The sequence below is a fragment of the Frigoribacterium sp. CFBP 13707 genome, assembly GCF_014842245.1.
In the GTDB taxonomy this organism is placed as follows: Bacteria; Actinomycetota; Actinomycetes; order Actinomycetales; family Microbacteriaceae; genus Frigoribacterium; species Frigoribacterium endophyticum.
Genome location: NZ_JACYVL010000013.1, coordinates 17,831 through 35,744 on the forward strand (window position 1 = coordinate 17,831; position 17,914 = coordinate 35,744).

Annotated in this window: 21 protein-coding genes; 4 read left to right on the forward strand and 17 right to left on the reverse strand. The window is 72.6% G+C overall.

The genetic code is table 11. The annotated features are described in order from the left end of the window. Positions 1-62: 62 nt before the first annotated feature. The 13 genes from IFT45_RS14800 to IFT45_RS14860 form a co-directional block, all read right to left on the reverse strand. Positions 63-2,045 carry a cytochrome c oxidase assembly protein gene (locus tag IFT45_RS14800; protein WP_192129076.1) on the reverse strand — a complete coding sequence of 661 codons (1,983 nt, stop codon included), beginning with the start codon at positions 2,043-2,045 and terminating at the stop codon, positions 63-65. Positions 2,046-2,182: 137 nt separating this feature from the next. Next, complete coding sequence (locus IFT45_RS14805; protein ID WP_043595940.1) at positions 2,183-2,470, reverse strand: HU family DNA-binding protein; 288 nt, start codon at positions 2,468-2,470, stop codon at positions 2,183-2,185. 105 nt (positions 2,471-2,575) lie between these two features. Continuing rightward, complete coding sequence (gene rpsN, locus IFT45_RS14810; protein WP_056058637.1) at positions 2,576-2,881, reverse strand: 30S ribosomal protein S14; 306 nt, start codon at positions 2,879-2,881, stop codon at positions 2,576-2,578. A gap of 2 nt (positions 2,882-2,883) precedes the next feature. Continuing rightward, positions 2,884-3,051, reverse strand: coding sequence for a 50S ribosomal protein L33 (gene rpmG / locus IFT45_RS14815; RefSeq protein ID WP_043595944.1), 168 nt, complete (start codon positions 3,049-3,051; stop codon positions 2,884-2,886). Further along, complete coding sequence (gene rpmB, locus IFT45_RS14820) at positions 3,051-3,287, reverse strand: 50S ribosomal protein L28 (RefSeq protein WP_056058641.1); 237 nt, start codon at positions 3,285-3,287, stop codon at positions 3,051-3,053. The genes rpmG and rpmB overlap by 1 nt, the downstream gene beginning before the upstream one ends. Before the next feature lie 195 nt (positions 3,288-3,482). Beyond that, a complete protein-coding gene (locus IFT45_RS14825) occupies positions 3,483-3,914 on the reverse strand; it encodes a Fur family transcriptional regulator (RefSeq protein WP_056059296.1) in 432 nt (143 codons plus the stop codon). A 7-nt stretch (positions 3,915-3,921) separates the two neighbouring features. Continuing rightward, entirely contained in the window at positions 3,922-4,833 is a 912-nt protein-coding gene (locus IFT45_RS14830) for a metal ABC transporter permease (RefSeq protein WP_167261517.1), read from the reverse strand. Beyond that, positions 4,830-5,708 carry a metal ABC transporter ATP-binding protein gene (locus tag IFT45_RS14835; protein ID WP_167261519.1) on the reverse strand — a complete coding sequence of 293 codons (879 nt, stop codon included), beginning with the start codon at positions 5,706-5,708 and terminating at the stop codon, positions 4,830-4,832. The genes IFT45_RS14830 and IFT45_RS14835 overlap by 4 nt, the downstream gene beginning before the upstream one ends. Then, positions 5,705-6,715 (reverse strand): metal ABC transporter solute-binding protein, Zn/Mn family, encoded by a 1,011-nt coding sequence (locus tag IFT45_RS14840; protein WP_192129078.1) that lies wholly within the window; start codon positions 6,713-6,715, stop codon positions 5,705-5,707. Before IFT45_RS14840 ends, IFT45_RS14835 begins: the two co-directional genes overlap by 4 nt. A 72-nt stretch (positions 6,716-6,787) precedes the next feature. Next, positions 6,788-8,359 carry a dihydrolipoamide acetyltransferase family protein gene (locus tag IFT45_RS14845; protein ID WP_192046836.1) on the reverse strand — a complete coding sequence of 524 codons (1,572 nt, stop codon included), beginning with the start codon at positions 8,357-8,359 and terminating at the stop codon, positions 6,788-6,790. An 82-nt stretch (positions 8,360-8,441) separates the two neighbouring features. Further along, positions 8,442-9,407: an alpha-ketoacid dehydrogenase subunit beta gene (locus IFT45_RS14850; RefSeq protein ID WP_244638045.1), complete on the reverse strand. Its 966-nt coding sequence runs from the start codon at positions 9,405-9,407 to the stop codon at positions 8,442-8,444. Positions 9,408-9,481: 74 nt separating this feature from the next. Beyond that, complete coding sequence (locus tag IFT45_RS14855; protein ID WP_167261525.1) at positions 9,482-10,639, reverse strand: thiamine pyrophosphate-dependent dehydrogenase E1 component subunit alpha; 1,158 nt, start codon at positions 10,637-10,639, stop codon at positions 9,482-9,484. Between the two features lie 30 nt (positions 10,640-10,669). Beyond that, on the reverse strand, positions 10,670-11,740 hold the full coding sequence (locus IFT45_RS14860) for a histidinol-phosphate transaminase (RefSeq protein ID WP_371811037.1): 1,071 nt from the start codon (positions 11,738-11,740) through the stop codon (positions 10,670-10,672). 71 nt (positions 11,741-11,811) lie between these two features. On the opposite strand from IFT45_RS14860, the gene IFT45_RS14865 reads away from it, so the two are divergent. From IFT45_RS14865 to purB, 3 genes are read left to right on the forward strand one after another with little or no spacing between them, the layout of a single operon-like run. After that, on the forward strand, positions 11,812-12,219 hold the full coding sequence (locus IFT45_RS14865; RefSeq protein WP_056058658.1) for a phage holin family protein: 408 nt from the start codon (positions 11,812-11,814) through the stop codon (positions 12,217-12,219). Continuing rightward, positions 12,216-12,722, forward strand: a complete 507-nt coding sequence (locus IFT45_RS14870) for a low molecular weight protein-tyrosine-phosphatase (protein WP_371811038.1) — start codon at positions 12,216-12,218, stop codon at positions 12,720-12,722. Before IFT45_RS14865 ends, IFT45_RS14870 begins: the two co-directional genes overlap by 4 nt. Continuing rightward, positions 12,719-14,101: an adenylosuccinate lyase gene (purB, locus tag IFT45_RS14875; protein ID WP_192129082.1), complete on the forward strand. Its 1,383-nt coding sequence runs from the start codon at positions 12,719-12,721 to the stop codon at positions 14,099-14,101. Before IFT45_RS14870 ends, purB begins: the two co-directional genes overlap by 4 nt. 58 nt (positions 14,102-14,159) lie before the next feature. Here the strand turns inward: purB and IFT45_RS14880 are convergent, their stop codons facing one another. From IFT45_RS14880 to IFT45_RS14890, 3 genes are read right to left on the reverse strand one after another with little or no spacing between them, the layout of a single operon-like run. Continuing rightward, complete coding sequence (locus IFT45_RS14880) at positions 14,160-14,405, reverse strand: hypothetical protein (RefSeq protein WP_056058669.1); 246 nt, start codon at positions 14,403-14,405, stop codon at positions 14,160-14,162. Beyond that, on the reverse strand, positions 14,402-15,160 hold the full coding sequence (locus IFT45_RS14885; protein WP_371811039.1) for a DUF308 domain-containing protein: 759 nt from the start codon (positions 15,158-15,160) through the stop codon (positions 14,402-14,404). The genes IFT45_RS14880 and IFT45_RS14885 overlap by 4 nt, the downstream gene beginning before the upstream one ends. Positions 15,161-15,215: 55 nt before the next feature. Then, positions 15,216-15,944, reverse strand: a complete 729-nt coding sequence (locus IFT45_RS14890; protein WP_185230958.1) for a hypothetical protein — start codon at positions 15,942-15,944, stop codon at positions 15,216-15,218. 216 nt (positions 15,945-16,160) lie between these two features. Here IFT45_RS14890 and IFT45_RS14895 point away from each other — a divergent pair, with 216 nt between their 5' ends. Beyond that, entirely contained in the window at positions 16,161-17,255 is a 1,095-nt protein-coding gene (locus tag IFT45_RS14895) for an acyl-CoA desaturase (RefSeq protein ID WP_056058675.1), read from the forward strand. Positions 17,256-17,363: 108 nt separating this feature from the next. On the opposite strand, the gene idi is transcribed toward IFT45_RS14895, so the two are convergent. Continuing rightward, on the reverse strand, positions 17,364-17,876 hold the full coding sequence (idi, locus tag IFT45_RS14900; protein WP_244638042.1) for an isopentenyl-diphosphate Delta-isomerase: 513 nt from the start codon (positions 17,874-17,876) through the stop codon (positions 17,364-17,366). Positions 17,877-17,914 lie beyond the last annotated feature (38 nt).

Consider the following 17,914-nt stretch of genomic DNA (forward strand, 5'->3'; position numbering starts at 1 on the left):
AGGCCCCAGCGCCGCGGGCGAGAGGGCCGGGGGGAGGCGCGGGGCCGGCCGTCGGGGAGCGCTCAGCCCCGGCGGTCGCTCCGTGCCAGCGCCCCGAGCTGCTCGTTGTACGCGTCGAGCTCGGCGTCGCCGTCGCGCTCGGCCTGGCGGTCCTTGCGCTTGGCCTCGCGGCTGTCGCTGCGGCTCCACATGATCGCGACGGCGATCGCCAGCGAGACGGTGGGGATCTCGCCGACGCTCCAGGCGATGCCGCCCGCCGCGTACTGGTCGGCCACCGGCGTCGCGCCCCAGGTGCGGCCCATGGCGCCGTACCAGTCGGCGAGGAAGAGCGACGTGCTCGTCATGATGCTCAAGCCGAAGAAGGCGTGGAACGCCATCGTCGCGAGCAGCACCAGCAGCCGCATCGGGTAGGGCAGGCGGCCCTTGACCGGGTCGATGCCGATCATCGACTGCACGAAGAGGTACCCGACGATCAGGAAGTGCACGATCATCCAGTAGTGCCCGAGGTGGGTCGTCGTGGCCCAGCTGAACAGCGACGTGTAGTAAAAGACGAACAGCGAGCCGGCGAAGAGCACCGCCGAGACGATCGGGTTGCTGATGACGTGGGCGTACGTCGAGTGCACCAGGACCATGATCCACTCGCGGGGGCCCCGCGTGCCGTCCTGTCGCTTGCGGATCGCGCGCAGCGCCAGCGTGACGGGGGCTCCCGGCACGAGCAGCACCGGCACGACCATGCCGAGCGCCATGTGCGCCAGCATGTGCATGCTGAAGAGGTACTCCTCGTAGACGTTCGGGGCGCCGCAGGTGATGTAGAAGAGCACGACGAGGCCGGCGATCCACGACACGGTGCGGCCGAGCGACCACTGGTCGCCGCGGCGCCGCAGCCGGACGACGCCGGCCACGTAGAAGAAGATGCCGAAGGCGCAGAGCAGGGCCCAGAGCAGATCGGGGTTCCACTCCGTGAGGTACCGCAGCGGCGTCAGCTCGCGCGGCAGCACCTCCTCGGTGAGGATCTCGGCGGGCGTCGGGTCGGCGAGGTCGGTCGCGACGACCTGCTCGACCGGCGTGGCCGTGCGGCCGAGGGCCGCGGCGACGCCCGAGGCGAGGCCCATGAAGGCGAGCTCGGCCGAGACGAAACACCAGAAGAAGCGGTTGGTCGCCGCGGGGTGCGTCGACATGCGCGCGACGAGCCAGCGGCGCTGGACGACGCCGAAGAGGCCGAGGGCCACGAGGGCGAGGGTCTTGACGAGCACCAGCACGCCGTAGCCGGTGGTGAGGGCGGCCCAGTCGCCCAGGCGGAGGGCTGCGCTGCCGACGCCGGAGACCGCGACGACGACGAAGCAGATGATCGCGACGGTCGAGTAGCGGGCGAGGACGACGCCGATGCGGCCCTTCTCGAGCGTGGGGCGCAGCAGCACCAGGGCGACGAGCCCGCCGAGCCAGACCGAGGCGCCCTCGAGGTGGAGGGCGAGGTCGGTCACGGCGGCGTCGTGCCCGCTCGCGCCGGCGGCGTGGCCCTGCTGGGCGATGGGGATGAGCCCGCCCATGGCCAGCAGCGTCAGGGCGACGAGCGACCAGATGTTGCGCAGCGCGAAGGCGAGCACCGTGACGCCGGCGGCGATGAGGGTCGTGGTCAGCCAGGCGACGCCGAGCTCGGTGTTCGTGAGGAAGAAGGCGAGCGTGCGGCCGAACTGGTCGTCGAAGGTGACCGGCACGTTGGCGACGCTGAGGAAGGTGAAGAAGGCGGTGGCCGCGGAGGCGACTGTCCAGGCCCCGGCAGCGCCCGCGGCGATGTCCATGGCCCGTTCGAACTCGGCCTCCTTCCGCGACAGGGCGAAGCAGGTGAGGAAGAGCGTGCCGATGGTGACCGCGGCGGTGACGTTGTTCAGCATCTTCGCGATGGGCAGCCCCCACCGGACGGCCTCGCCGGGGTCGACGACGAGCGGCGCGTCTGCCGCGCCGCCGAACTGCAGGGCCGCCAGCAGCGAGAGGAACGCCACCAGCACGAGCAGTGCGGGACCGGAGGCGCGGGTGATCCTGGTCATCGAGGCCTAGCTTAGGTCGGGTCGACTGGGAGTCGGCGGCCGATCGCTCGGTGACGAGCGACCCGTCGCCGGACGCACGGAAGGGGCGGCGACCGAGGTCGCCGCCCCTTCCGGGGTGCTCCGTGAGGAGCGGAGGACTACTTGACCGCAGCCTTGAGCTTGCTGCCGGCGCTGACCTTGACCGAGTCGCTCGCGGCGATCTCGAGGGCCTCGCCCGTCTGCGGGTTGCGGCCCGTGCGGGCGGCGCGGTGGGTCTTCTCGAAGGCGATCCAGCCGGGGATGGTCACCTTGGTGCCGTCGGCGACCGACTTCGAGACGACGGAGAAGAACGCGTCGACGACGCCGCTGACGGCGGCCTGGCTCTGGCCGGACTCGGAAGCGACAGCTGCGACGAGCTCGGTGCGGTTCAGTGACTTGTCAGCCATGTGGTGTCCTCCTCGGACTTCGTTCGGTGAGACGAGGCACGGTGTCCACCGTGCCCGTGGAGTTCGGGCCCCCCGGGGCCGAGGCCCCGGGGAAACGGCTCGAACCTACCAGGAAGACTTCGTGATGCCCGGAAGCTCGCCTCGGTGTGCCATGTCGCGGAAGCGGACACGGCTGATGCCGTACTCCTTGAGGTGGCCACGGGGGCGACCGTCGATCGCGTCGCGGTTGCGGAGGCGGACCGGCGACGCGTCGCGGGGCAGCTTCTGCAGGCCGAGACGAGCGGCCTCGCGGCTCTCGTCGGTGCCGGCGGGGTCGACGAGGGCCTTCTTCAGCTCGAGACGCTTCTCGGCGTAGCGAGCGACGATGACGGCGCGCTGGTCGTTCTTGGCGATCTTGCTCTTCTTGGCCATGGTTAGCGCTCCTCGCGGAATTCGACGTGCTTGCGGATCACGGGGTCGTACTTCTTCAGCACGAGGCGATCGGGGTTGTTGCGACGGTTCTTCTTGGTCACGTACGTGAAGCCGGTGCCCGCCGTCGAGCGGAGCTTGATGATGGGACGAACGTCCTGCTGACGTGCCATCAGATCTTCTCCCCACGCGCGAGGAGGTCCTTGACGACCTTCTCGATGCCACGAGCGTCGATCACCTTGATGCCCTTGGCGCTGAGCTGCAGGGTGACGTTACGACGAAGCGACGGCACGTAGTACGTCTTCTTCTGGATGTTGGGGTCGAAACGACGCTTGGTGCGTCGGTGCGAGTGCGAGATGTTGTGGCCGAAACCGGGGATGGCTCCGGTCACCTGGCAGGTTGCTGCCATGGTTTCCTCCGTAGGTACCGTAGGAGCCGGAGCCCCTACCCAAGGTCACTTGTCGGCGCGCCGGTCCCCCTGCCCGATCGTGAGACCGGGCGGTGCTCGGTCGTGAGACCGGGCGGATGGTGCTGGGGGGCGGTGCACATGGGCGCAGATAGCGCCCAACCAAAGGGAGAGCCTACGCGACACGCCCGGCCGGGGTCAACTGCGGAGACCGCCCCGCGTCACGACGGGGTCGCGCCCGGCGGCCTTCTCGGCCGAGCAGGCCGCGCACAGGCCGAAGACGTCGACGATGTGCTGCGCCTCGGTGAAGCCGTGCTGCGCGGCGACCTGACGGGCCCAGGTCTCGACCGCGTCGGCCTCGATCTCGACCGTGGTGCCGCAGACGCGGCAGATGAGGTGGTGGTGGTGCGTGCCCGGCGTGCAGGCGCGGTAGAGGCTCTCGCCCTCCTGCTGCAGCGAGTCGGCCGAGCCGTCGGCGGCCAGGTCGGAGAGCGCGCGGTAGACGGTGGCCAGCCCGATCGGGGAGCCGGAGTCGCGGAGCTGGGTGTGCAGGGACTGCGCGCTGACGAAGCCCTCGCTGCTGCCGAGCGCCTCGCGCACGGCCTCCCGCTGCCAGGTGTTGCGCTTCACGACCACGTCAGGCCTCCTTCGTCGGTGTCGAGGGTACCGGCGTGCCTCGGCGTCGGCTGGGCGTCGCCCCGCCGCGCGACCCCGCGCGCTCCCGGCCCCGCCCGACGACGCGGCAGACGAGCCAGATGGCAAACGAGATCGTCGTCACGTAGGGGCTGATCGGCAGCCCGCCGCCGAGGGCGAGCAGGATCCCGCCGACGACCGAGGTCACGGCGAAGGCGACGCTGAGCAGCGGCACGAGCCGAGGGTTCACGGTCACGCGCAGGGCGGCCGCGGCCGGGGTGACGAGCAGCGACAGCACGAGCAGCGCCCCGATCACCTGCACCGACACGGCGACGGCGAGCCCGAGCACGAGCATGAACAGCAGCCCGAGCGCGCGCACCGGCACGCCGGCGGCGGCGGCGACGTCGGGGTCGACGCTCGCGAAGGTCAGGGGTCGCCAGATGACGAGCAGCACGACGATCACCACGGCCGAGATGCCGACGAGCCAGCCGAGCTGGGGATTGTCGACCGACACGATCTGCCCGGTGAGCAGGCCGAACTTGTTGGCCGAGCGGCCCTTGTAGAGCGCGAGGAAGAGGATGCCGAGGCCCAGCCCGAACGGCATCAGCACCGCGATGATCGAGTTCCGCTCCCGGGCGCGGGCACCGAGCAGCCCGATCAGCATCGCCGCGACGACGCTGCCGACGAGGGAGCCCCCGACGACGTTCGCGCCGAGCAGGAGCGCCGCGGAGGCGCCCGCGAACGACAGCTCGCTGATGCCGTGCACCGCGAAGGGCAGGTTGCGCGTCACGACGAACGGGCCGATGAGCCCTCCGACGAGGCCGAGCACGGCCCCGGCGATGATCGAGTTGCGCACCAGCACGACGAGCTCGCCGAAGTCCTGGAACGAGAACAACTGCGACCAGAGGTCGGTCATCGATCTCCTCCCTCGTCGTCGGCGGGCTCGTCGACGTGGTGGTCGTCGTGGCCGTGGCCGCCGACGATCACGATGCGGCCCATGGTGCGGATCACGTCGACCGGCGTGCCGTACAGCTCCGACAGCACGTCGGCGCGCAGCACCTCGTCGGGCGTGCCGACGCGGAACGAGCCGCCGGCGAGGTAGAGCACCCGGTCGACCACGTCGAGGATGGGGTTGACGTCGTGCGTGACGAACACGACCGCGGCGTCGCGGGCCCGGCGCTGGCGGTCGATGAGCTCGGTGACGCCGCGCTGGTGGCGCAGGTCGAGCGAGATCAGCGGCTCGTCGCAGAGCAGCAGGGCGGGGTCGGCGGCGAGTGCCTGCCCGACGCGGGCGCGCTGCTGCTCGCCGCCCGACAGGGTCGCGACCGGCGCGGAGGCGAAGGAGGCGGCGCCCACCTCCTCGACGAGGCGGTCGACGGCGGCGCGTTCGGCCGCCGACTCCCGGCGGAGCCCCCAGCGGTGGCCCGTGACGCCGAGCGCGATCATGTCGCGGGTGCGGAGCGGCGTGCCCGACTCCATCAGGCGCTGCTGCGGCACGTAGCCGATGCGGCGGTGGCCGCGGCCGACGGCCTGGCCGAGGAACTCGATGCTGCCGCTGGTGAGCTGCTGCTGGCCGAGGATCGTCCGGAGCATGGTGGTCTTGCCCGCGCCGTTCGGCCCGAGCACGGCGACGAACTCGCCCGGCGCGACGTCGAGGTCGAGCCCCTGCCACAGCACGCGGTCGCCGAACCGCACGCCCGCGTCGCGGAGGCGCAGCACGGCGTCGCCGCCGCCCGTGCCCGAGGGGGCGGGGGCGGCGGCGACGGGGGAGTCGGTGGGGCCGGGTGTCACTGGTCGAGTGCCGCCTTGATCGCGTCGATGTTGCTCTGCTGCCACGAGACGTAATCATCCCCCGACGGGAGCAGCTCCGTGACCGGCACGATCGCGACGCCGGCGTCGGTGGCCGCCGTCTCGACCTGCTCGGTCTCGGGGCTCGAGGTCTGCTCGTTGTAGGCGAGGAGGTCGACGCCGCCGCCCGAGAAGAGCTGCAGGGTCTCGTTGAGCACGGCGGGGGAGACGTCGGTGCCCTCCTCGATCGCCTCCGAGAAGGCCTCCGGCGTGACGTTCTCGAGCCCCATGGCGTCGAAGAGGTAGCCGGGCACGGGCTCGGTGTAGGCGACCGACTCGCCGCCGTGGGCGGTCTCGACCTCCGCCGCCTGCGCCTCCAGGTCGGCGATCTGCTCGCCGAACGACTCGGCGTTCGCGGTGTAGGCGTCGGCGTTCGAAGGGTCGAGGCTGCCCAGCTCGTCGGCGATCGCCGTCGCGAGCGCGGCCATGCTCGGCAGGCTGTAGAAGACGTGCTCGTTGAACTCGCCGTGGTCGTGACCGTGGTCGTCGCCCCCGGCGGTGGCCTCGTCGCTCGCGTCGCTGTGCTCGTCGTCGCCGTGCTCGTCGTCGGAGTGGCCGGCCTCGTCGTCGGGGTCGAGCCCGGAGATCTCGACCGCGTTCAGCACGGTCGCGCTCGTGCCGCTGGCGTCGACGAGCGTGTCGACGAAGTCGTCGTAGCCGCCGCCGTTCTCGATGACGACGTCGGCCTTCGAGACGGCGAGCTGCGTGCGGGCGTCGGCCTCGAACGAGTGCGGGTCCTGCGAGGCGTCGCTGATCACGCTGGTGACGTCGACGTCGTCGCCGCCCACGGTCTTCGCGATGTCGCCGTAGACGTTCGTCGAGGCGACGATCGAGATGCCGTCGTCGGCGGTCGGCGCGCCCGCGCCCTGGTCGCCGCCCGAGCAGCCGGCGAGCACGAGGGCCGCGGCGGCGGGCAGGGCGAGGAGGGGCAGGGCGCGTCGCGAGGTCATGACGGCCACGCTATTGCTACTGATAATGATTGTCAAAACGGGGAGGCGCGGGTCGCCTCCCCGGGCCCGCGCTCAGTCGAGCAGCAGCGCCGGCTCCTCGAGCACGCTCGCGACGTCGGCCACGAAGCGGCTGGCGACGTCGCCGTCGACCACGCGGTGGTCGAAGCTCGCGCCGATCGTCGTGACCATGCGCGAGCGCACCTCGCCGTCGACGACCCAGGCCTTGGGCTTGATCGTGCCGAGCGCGACGATGGCCACCTCGCCGGGGTTCAGGATGGGCGTGCCGGTGTCCATGCCGAAGACGCCGATGTTCGTGATGGTGATCGTGCCGTCGCGCATGTCGGCCGGGGTCGTCTTGCCGTCGCGGGCCGTCAGCGTCAGCTGCTCGAGCGCCTGGGCCAGCTCGAGCAGGCTCATCGACTGGGCCTCCTTGACGTTCGGCACGATCAGCCCGCGCGGCGTGGCCGCGGCGATGCCGAGGTTGACGAAGTGCCGCACGAGGATCTCGCGGTCGGTCCAGGCCGAGTTCACCATCGGGTTGCGGCGCACGGCCCAGATGATCGCCTTCGCCATGATGAGCAGCGGCGAGACCTTGACGCCGGCGAACTGCGGCGACGCCTTGAGGCGCTTGACGAACTCCATCGTGCGGGTGGCGTCGACGTCGACGAACAGGCTGACGTGCGGGGCCGTGTAGGCCGACGACGTCATCGCGGCGGCGATGGCCTTGCGGACGCCCTTGACCGGGATCCGCTCGACGCGCTCCTCGCCCCACTCGGGCGTCTCGATGTTGCGGAAGACGCTCGCCTGCTTGGCGTGGCGGATGACGTCGTCGCGGGTCACCTCGCCGGCGAGGCCGGTGGGCTGGACGAGCGTGAGGTCGACCTCGAGGTCCTTCGCGAGCTTGCGGATCGGCGGCTTGGCGATGATCGGCAGCGCCTGCGCGGCGGGCACCGAGGTCGCCGGGCGGCGGCGGCCCTGCTCGGCGATCCGCAGCTGGCGCGCGTCGACCTGCCCCTTGCTGGGCTGGCGACGACGCGTCTGGCCGTGGCCGCCGGCGGCGCCGTAGCCCACGAGCACCGCGCCGGATCCGCTGTCGTCGGCCACGGGGGCGGAGGCCGCGGGGGCGGCGGGGGCCGCCGGGGCGGCGACCGGGGCCGCGGGGGAGGGGGCGGCGGCGGAGGCGACCGGGGCCGGGGCCTGCACCGCGACTCCTGCAGGCGCGGCGGGAGCGGCAGCGGCCGGAGGCGCGCTGACGGCGACCGGGTCGACCGCGTTCTCGAGGTGGCGGGCCCGCTGCTCGGAGAGGGCCTCCTCCTCCTGCGCGATGATCTGCGCGGTGCGGGCCATGCCGCCCGACTCGAGCGACTCGGCCTGGGCGGCGCGGTCGCCGGGGGTGGTCGGTGCGGTGCCGTCGCCGATGGTGATGATCGGGGTGCCGACGTCGACGGTGTCGCCCGAGCTGACGAGGATGCTCTCGACCACGCCGGCGAACGGCGAGGGCAGCTCGACGAGCGACTTGGCGGTCTCGATCTCGACCAGCACCTGGTTGATCGCCACGGTGTCGCCGGCGGCGACCTTCCACTCGACGATCTCGGCCTCGGTGAGGCCCTCGCCGACGTCGGGGAGGGCGAACTCTGAACTCATGCGGGGTGACTCCTCGTGACGCGGTGGGGCCGGGGCCCGGGGTGCGGAGCGGCGCGCGGCGGGCGCGCCGGGGGGCGGACGCTCAGTACGCGAGCGCCCGGTCGACGGCCTCGAGGACCCGGTCGGCGTCGGGCAGGTACAGGGTCTCGAGCTTGGCGGGCGGGAAGGGCGTGTCGAAGCCGCTGACGCGCAGCACCGGCGCCTCGAGCGAGTAGAAGGCCTTCTCGGCGACGGTCGCGGCGATCTCGGAGCCGACGCTGACGAAGCCGGGGGCCTCCTGCGCGACGACGAGGCGGCCGGTCTTGCGCACCGACTCGAGGATCGGGCCGTAGTCGACGGGCGACAGCGAGCGCAGGTCGACGACCTCGACCGAGATGCCCTCGGCGGCGGCGATCTCGGCGGCCTGCAGCAGCACGCTCACCATGGCGCCGTGGCCGAGCAGGGTCACCTCGGTGCCGGTCCGCACGACGCGGCTGGCGTGCAGCGGCGCCTGCGGGTCGCTGAGGTCGACCTCGCCCTTGGGCCAGTAGCGGCTCTTCGGCTCGAAGAACATCACCGGGTCGTTCGAGGCGACGGCCTCCTGGATCATCCAGTAGGCGTCGTGCGGCGTGCTCGGGCTGACGACGCGGAGGCCCGCGGTGTGCGCGAAGTACGCCTCGGGGCTCTCCTGGTGGTGCTCGACGGCGCCGATGTGCCCGCCGTAGGGCACGCGGATGACGACGGGCATCTGCAGGTCGCCCTCGTGCCGGTTCGTCATCTTGGCGAGCTGCGAGGTGATCTGGTCGAAGCCCGGGTAGATGAAGCCGTCGAACTGGATCTCGCAGACGGGGCGGAACCCGCCCATCGCGAGGCCGATCGCGGTGCCGACGATGCCCGACTCGGCGAGCGGGGTGTCGATGACCCGGTTCGCCCCGAACTCGGCCTGCAGCCCCTCGGTGACGCGGAAGACGCCGCCGAGCGTGCCGATGTCCTCGCCCATGAGCAGCACGCGCGGGTCGTCGGCCATGGCCTTGCGGAGGCCGGCGGTGATCGCCTTGCCGAGCGGCATGGACACGCGGGAGTCGCGGGTCGGGTCGTCGACGCCGGCCGCGGTCGCGGTCTCGGTGCGGTCAGCGGTGTCGGTCATGAACGTGCTCCGTCGGTGGGTGCGTCGGCGGCCGGGCCGAACGACTGCTCGTAGCGGGCCAGCCACTCCTTCTGCTCGGCCATCAGCGGGTGAGGCTCGCTGTAGACGTGGTCGAACATCAGGCCGATCTCGGGCTTCGGCAGCGTGGTGGTGCGGCGGCGGATGTCGGCGCCCAGGTCGTCGCACTCGACGGCGAGCTCGGCGAGGAAGGCGTCGGTCTCGCCGAGGCCCTTCAGGTAGGTCTCGAAGCGGGCGATCGGGTCTCGGGCGATCCACCCCTGCAGCTCGTCGTCGGTGCGGTACTTCGTGGGGTCGTCGGAGGAGGTGTGCGCCCCGACCCGGTAGGTCATCGCCTCGATGAAGCGCGGGCCGCCGCCCGTGCGCGCGGCGTCGAGGTCGCGGCGGCTGACGGCGTACGAGGCGAGCACGTCGTTGCCGTCGATCTGGGTGCCGGGGATGCCGAAGCCGCCGGCGCGGTGCACGAGCGGGGTGCGCGACTGGCGCGAGACCGGCACGCTGATGGCCCACTGGTTGTTCTGCAGGAAGAACAGCTCGGGCGTCTGGAAGCTCGCCGCGAAGACCAGCGCCTCGCTGACGTCGCCCTGGCTGGTCGCGCCGTCGCCGAAGAACGTGACGACGGCCTGGTCGGTCTCGACGTCGCCGGTGCCGGCCTTGCCGTCGAGCGTGAGGCCCATCGCGTAGCCCGTGGCGTGCAGGGTCTGCGAGCCGATCACGAGCGTGTACACGTGGAAGTTGTGGTGCTCGGCGGGGTTCCAGCCGCCGTGCGTGTGGCCGCGCAGCAGGCGCAGGATGTCGACGGGGTCGACGCCGCGGCTGAGCGCGACGGCGTGCTCGCGGTACGACGGGAAGAGGTGGTCCTGCGGGCGGGTCGCGTGCGCGAGTCCGATCTGGGCGCCCTCCTGGCCGTGGCTCGGCACCCAGAGGGCGAGCTGGCCCTGGCGGGCGAGGGCGGCGGCCTCGACGTCGAAGCGCCGGGTCAGCACCATGTCGCGGTGGAACGCGCGCAGCTGGTCGTCGGTGAGCGCGTCGACGTAGGGCTGGAACTCGGCCGAGGCGTCGGAGTCGACCCGCTCGCCCGTGGGGCTCAGCAGCTGGATCGTCGTCACGTCGCGGCCCGCTTCGGTGGAGGACATGGGGTCCAATCTACTCAGGCCCACATGCCGTCAGGAGGATGTGTCGCCGCGCAGCTCGCGCGCCGCGCGCAGCAGCCCGTCGACCGACGCGGGCTCGCCGATCGTGATGCGGAGGCCCTCCGGGGCGAAGGCGCGCACGACGATGCCGTGCCGCTCGAACACCTCGGCGGCGCGGGCCGTGTCGTCGCCCGTGGCGAGCCAGACGAAGTTGCCCTGGGCGTCGGGCACCGACCAGCCCTGGTCGAGCAGGGCCTGTCGCACCTGGTCGCGCAGGGTCGCGAGGCGGGCGACCCGCTCGAGCAGCTCGCCCTCGAGCTCGAGCGAGGCGAGCGCGGCGGCCTGGCCCTGCTCGGTGACCGAGAGGGGGATGGCGGTCGCGCGGGCGGCGTCGAGCACCGAGGAGGCGCCGATCGCGTACCCGACGCGGAGGGCCGCCAGCCCGTACGCCTTCGAGAAGGTGCGCAGCACGACGAGGTTGGGGTGGCGCTCGGTGAGCGACCCGCCGCGGACGGCGTCGTCGGCCGTGACGAACTCGGCGTAGGCCTCGTCGAGCACGACGAGGAGGTCGTTCGGCACCGCGGCCATGAACGTCTCGAAGTCGTGGGTGCTCACGGTCGTGCCGGTCGGGTTGTTGGGCGAGCAGACGATGACGAGGCGGGTGCGGTCGGTGACGGCGGCGGCCATGGCGTCGAGGTCGTGGCTGCCGTCGGTCCGCAGCGGCACCGGCACGCTCGTCGCGCCCGAGACGGTGACGATGCCCGGGTAGGCCTCGAACGAGCGCCAGGCGTAGACGACCTCGTCGCCGGGCGCCGCGGCGGCGAGCACGAACTGGTTGAGCAGCGACACCGACCCGGCGCCGACGTGGACCTCGTCGGTGGTGACGCCCCATTTCTCGGCGAGGGCGGCCCGCAGGGCGGAGGCGCTGGCGTCGGGGTAGCGGTTGACGGCGACCGCGCCGCGCAGCGCCTCGACGACGCCGGGCAGCGGCTCGAACGGGTTCTCGTTCGACGACAGCTTGAACGCGTCGGCGGCGGCCTGCTTCCCCTGGCGGTAGGGCGGCAGCGCCGCGATCTCGGGGCGGAGGCGCACGGGACTGGTCACCCGGCCACCTTAGGGCGGGCGGAGGCGGTCGGCGACTACCGCGCGCGGGGCGGGGTCGGCATGATGGGGCCATGACCCGATTCGTCGTGCGGCTGCTGATCAACGCCCTCGCCCTCTGGGCGACCACGTCACTGGTCTCGGGGGTGAGCGTCGACGCGTACGGGTCGGAGGGCACGACCGAGACGGTGCTCACCTACCTCCTCGTCGCCCTGATCTTCGGCGTCGTCAACGGCGTCGTCGGCACCGTCATCCGCGTGGTCGCGTTCCCCCTCTACGTGCTCACGCTCGGCCTGCTCTCGCTGATCGTCAACGGGCTCCTGCTGGTGATCGTCGCCGCGGTCTCCGACGTCATCGGCTTCGGCCTGCAGGTCGACGGCTTCTGGTGGGGCGTGCTCGGGGCGCTCGTGCTCGCGATCGTCGCCTGGCTGATCGGCATCGTCGTGCGGCCCGTCGTCGAGCCGCGCGACCGCCGGCGGTGAACCGCTTCCGCGTCTGCTTCGTCTGCACCGGCAACATCTGCCGGTCGCCCATGGCGGAGATCGTGCTGCGCGAGGTCGCGCGCCGGGCCGGGCTGGGCGACGCCCTCGAGGTGACCTCGGCCGGCACGGGCGACTGGCACGTCGGGGAGGGGGCCGACCCGCGCACCGTGGGTGCCCTCGCGGCCCGCGGCTACGATGGTCAGCGGCACCGGGCGAGGCAGTTCGAGACCGCCGACTTCGCGCGCTACGACCTCGTGGTCGCGTTGGATCGCGGTCACGAGCGGGTGCTGCGGTCGTGGGCGACGAACGAGGCCGACCGGTCGAAGGTGCAGCTGCTGCTGTCGTTCGACCGGGCGAGCGGAGGCGAGCCCGTCGGCACCGACGTGCCGGACCCCTACTACTCCGACCCCGCGATGTTCGACAGCGTGCTCGCGACGGTCGAGCGTGCCTGCACCGCCCTCTTCCGCCAGATCGAACCCGCACTCCGCAAGGGACCCTCATGACGTTGCCCCCTCAGCCCCTCAGCCCCCTCGACGGCCGGTACCGCGCCTCCGTCGGCCTGCTCGGCGACCACCTCAGCGAGGCCGGCCTCAACCGGGCGCGGGTGCACGTCGAGGTCGAGTGGCTGATCGCCCAGACCGACCGCCGCGCGTTCGGGTCGTCTCCGCTCGACGAGGGGCAGAAGGCCGCGCTGCGCGCCGTCGTCACCGACTTCGGGCAGGAGGCCATCGACGAGCTCGCGGGCCTCGAGGCCACCACCCGTCACGACGTCAAGGCCGTCGAGTACTACGTGCGCGCCCGTCTCGCCGACCTCGGCCTCGAGGGCATCGCCGAGCTGACGCACTTCGCGTGCACCAGCGAGGACATCAACAACCTCTCGTACGCCCTCACCGTGAAGCAGGCGGTGACCGAGGTCTGGCTCCCCGCGTTCGACGCCGTGCAGGAGGCGCTCGCCGGCTGGGCGACGGAGGCCCGCGACGTGCCCATGCTGGCCCACACCCACGGCCAGCCCGCGACCCCGACGACCGTCGGCAAGGAGTTCGCGGTCTTCGTGCACCGCCTCCGGCGCCTCCGCGCGCAGATCGAGGGCACCGAGTACCTCGGCAAGTTCAGCGGCGCCACCGGCACCTTCTCCGCCCACGTCGTGGCCGACCCGTCGGCCGACTGGCCCGAGGTCTCGCGCGAGTTCGTCGAGGAGCGCCTCGGCCTCACCTGGAACCCGCTCACCACCCAGATCGAGTCGCACGACTGGCAGGCCGAGCTCTACTCGCGGGTCGCGCACGTCAACCGCGTCCTGCACAACCTCGCGACCGACGTGTGGACCTACATCTCGATGGGGTACTTCACGCAGATCCCGATCGCGGGCTCGACCGGCTCGTCGACGATGCCCCACAAGATCAACCCGATCCGCTTCGAGAACGCCGAGGCCAACCTCGAGCTCTCCTGCGCCCTGCTCGACTCGCTGGCCGCGACCCTCGTCACCTCACGCCAGCAGCGCGACCTCACCGACTCGTCGACGCAGCGCAACATCGGCGTCGCCTTCGGCCACTCGATGCTCGCCCTCGACAACCTGCGCCGCGGGCTCGGCGAGATCGCCGTCGGCACCGCCGCGCTCGAGGCCGACCTCGAGGGCAACTGGGAGGTGCTCGGCGAGGCGATCCAGACGGTCGTCCGTGCCGAGGTCGTCGCCGGCCGCTCGTCGATCGCCGACCCCTACGCGATGCTCAAGGAGCTCACCCGCGGCCGCCGGGTCGGCCAGGCCGAGCTCGTGGCCTTCGTCGAGGGGCTCGACATCGGCGCCGACGCGAAGGCGCGCCTCGTGGCGCTGACCCCCGCCGGCTACACCGGCATCGCGTCGCAGCTCGTCGACCGCCTGGCCTAGCCGCCGGGCCGCGGCCCCCGAGCTCGGGGGCCGCGGCGCGGCGCCGCGCTGCGTGGGCTCAGTGGCCTCGCGACCCGCCGCTCTCGTCGATCTCGTGCTGCTCGTCGTCGTTGGGCTTGGCCGCGAGGGCGAGCATCGCGATGACGACGAGCGCGACGATGAAGCCGATGCAGAGGAAGATCAGCGCGAGGTCGAGCTCGCGGGTCGTCATGAGCACGACGACCCCGACGAACACCGCGAAGACGGCGCTGAGGCCGAGGAACTCGGCGGGGCGGACGCGGTCGCGCCAGCTGGGCTGTGTCATGGGTGCTGTACTCCGTCTGCACTGGTCTGGGGGGCGGCGTCGGTCGCCGCGTCGGCGCCCGTCTGCCACTTGAGCGAGAGGCCGGCGATGACGAGGTAGACCCCGACCACCGCTCCCCACGCGCCGAGCAGGCCCACGAGCACGGTCGACGACGTGAGCACGCCCTCGATCTGCTCCACGCCGCCGAGCTGCTCGGCGTAGTCGGGCGGGACGACGAGGAAGGCGAGGGCCAGCAGGAGCGTCATCGCGCCGACGGTGGTCCAGTCGCGGGCCAGGGGGGTGCGTCGACGGCGACGCAGCCCGGTGACGAGCTCGAGCGCGCCCGTGACGAGCGCGAAGGTGGTGACGAGGGCGACGAGCACCGGCAGGCCGCCGCCCGAGAACGCGAGGGCCAGGGCACCCACGACGAGGCTGACGAGGCCCTGCACGAGGCCGAGGGTGCGGCTCGACGGGTCGTCGAGCCGGCGGAGCGACCCGAGGGCGAGCACGAGCCCGCCGACGACGCCCGCGACGCCGAGGGCGAGCAGGCCCACGCGCGGCGAGTGGTCGGGCGAGAACGTGATGGCGACGCCGAGGGCGATCGCCGGGACGGCTCGGAGGATCGGCACGGGCCAGTAGCGGGGCGCCGACCCGGCGAGGTCGACGCGGCCCGCGGGCCGGTCACGGCCGTGCGCACCAGCCTCGTGCGCGGTGGTCGCGGGGTCGCTCGGCCGGGGCTCGGTCGGCCCGGGGGAGGGCGCGGCAGCAGCAGGCACGGAAGACCTTCTTCGACGGGGGCGGGCCCGGCGACGCCGAGCAGACGGCCCGAGTTTACCGCCCCTCGCTGACAGCCCACCTCCGGGCGGCGCCCACGGCCGGAGCCGGGGCGGAGCGGACGCGGCCCGCCAGGTGGTCGGCCAGGCCCCCGACCCGGCCGGGCCGCCGCACCTGGAGCATCCCGGTCGAGACGAGGCTCAGCGAGACGAGCCGCCCGGCGAGCAGGCGCAGGCAGTCGTCGGCGCCGTCCGGCCCCGGTTCGTCGATCGCGACGCCCTGCGGCAGGGCGCTGAGGCGCACGGCGGCGACGGAGGCGGCCCGCCAGCCCCGGGACGGGTCGCGACGCAGGTCGCTGAGGAGCTCCAGCACGAGGGGCACGTCGGAGCGCCCGCGGACGAGGAGGCGGTGGTGGAGCTGCGGCGACCCCGCGCCTCCCGCAGTCCCCCGCCGGGCCTCGACAAGGGTGACGAGACCGTGCCGCACCGGCCCGTCGTGCTCGGCGGAGAGCCCGTCGACGCGGGCGCCGGGCGGCACGGCCACGGGGTGCGCGCCGGGGAGGCGCGGCGCCCACCCGTCGAGGCCCCACCCGCCGAGCCCCCGCACCTCGAGCGTCGTGGCCCCGTCGCACGGCCCGCCGCAGGGCGCCGCGACGAGCTCCCGGATGCCCGCCCCGACCCCCGCCGCGCCCGCCTCGTCGAGCCCGGGCAGGGCCAGGGGCGCGGGCGGGCAGCCGTGCACGAGGCCGACGAGCGGGGCGGGGGAGTCAGGGAGCGAGGCCGTCATCCGTCCATGGTGACATGCCGGATGTCAGTATCACCAGGGGCGAGGGCCCCGGGAGGCGAGGATCACCTGGGCGGTCGTGGCCAGGACCACCCGGAGGGGACAGGAGGACACGCGGCGATCTCCCTACCGATGCCCAGCCCCGGCCCCTACGGTCGTCACATCCGAGGGCGCATGCTCACCACCACTGGCTGGGAAGTCCACCATCGCGGGAGCTGCATGACCTCCATCGCCCCCTCGGCTCCGGCCGGGTTCCGTCCGACCGTGCCCGGATCGGCCAGCAAGCCGACCAGCACCTACTCGACGCTCCTGGCGTCGGTGCGCGAAGCAGGGCTGCTCCGCCGTCGGACCGGGTTCTACGTCACCGTCTTCGTCGTGCTCGTCGTCTGCCTGCTCGGCGCGGCGACCGGCTTCGTCCTGCTCGGCTCGAGCTGGTTCCAGCTGCTCATCGCGGCCGCGCTCGGCGTCATCCTCACCCAGTTCGCCTTCCTCACGCACGAGGCCGCGCACCGCCAGGTGTTCGACTCGGGCACGCGCAACGACAAGGTGGGCCGCGTGCTCGCCGCCGGCGTCGTCGGCATGAGCTACGCGTGGTGGATGTCGAAGCACACGCGCCACCACGCCAACCCGAACACCAAGGGCAAGGACCCGGACATCGCGTTCGACACGGTCTCCTTCCTCGAGGAGGACGCGGCGAAGCAGACCGGCCTGATGCGCCAGCTGACGCGTCGCCAGGGCTGGTTCTTCTTCCCCCTGCTGCTCGGCGAGGGCGTCAACCTCCACGTGCACTCGATCAAAGTGCTGCTGACGAAGGAGAAGGTCGAGGGCCGCGCCCTCGAGGTGTCGCTGATCGCCGGGCGCATGATCGCCTACTTCGCCGTCGTCTTCGCGTTCCTGCCCGTCGGAATGGCGTTCGCCTTCATCGGCGTGCAGATGGCCGTCTTCGGCCTCTACATGGGCTCGTCGTTCGCCCCGAACCACAAGGGCATGCCGATCATCCCCGAGGGCGCGAAGGTCGACTTCCTCAGCAAGCAGGTGCTCACCTCGCGCAACATCACCGGTCGCTTCTCGACCGCGTTCATGGGCGGCCTGAACTTCCAGATCGAGCACCACCTCTTCCCGAGCATGGCCAGGCCGCACCTGCGCGCCGCGAGCCTGCTCGTCAAGGAGCACTGCGCGAAGCACGACATCCCCTACGCCGAGACCACCGCGATCAAGTCGTACGGGATCGTCATCCGCTACCTCAACCGCGTCGGCCTCGCGGCCCGCGACCCGTTCGACTGCCCCGCCGCGGCGACGCTCCGCCCCCGCTGAGCCCGCCCGCACGCGACGACGGCGCCGTCACCTCGCAGGAGGCGGCGGCGCCGTCGTCGTGCTGCCCGGGGCAGGCCCCGGCAGGGCAGGAGGCGCGGGTCGGCCGGGTCAGGCCGCCGTCGCCGGCCAGGCGGCCAGCTGCCACCCCAGCCACGGGCTGAAGGCGAAGGGCGCCGCCTCGACGGCCCCGCGGAGCGCCTCGGGCTCGAGCCAGGCCCACTCGGCGACCTCGTCGGAGGAGGGGTCGGGCACGCCGACCGCGCGGGCGGTGAACACCGGGCAGATCTCGTTCTCGACGATGCCGGAGGCGTCGGTCGCGACGTACCGGAACTCCGGCAGGATCACGCTGACGTCGGCCACCTCGATGCCGAGCTCCTGCGACGCGCGGCGGTAGACGGCCTCCTCCGGGGTCTCGCCGGGCGCGGGGTGGCCGCAGAACGAGTTGGTCCAGACGCCGGGCCAGGTCTTCTTCGACAGGGCACGGCGGGTGACGAGCACGCGGCCCCGCTCATCGACGACGTGGCAGCTGAAGGCGAGGTGCAGCGGCGTCGTCGTCGTGTGCACGGTGGCCTTCGGCGTGCTGCCGACGGGCTCGCCGGCCTCGTCGAGCAGGACCACCATCTCCTGATCAGACCCTGCAGGAGGGCTGTCGAGAGGCT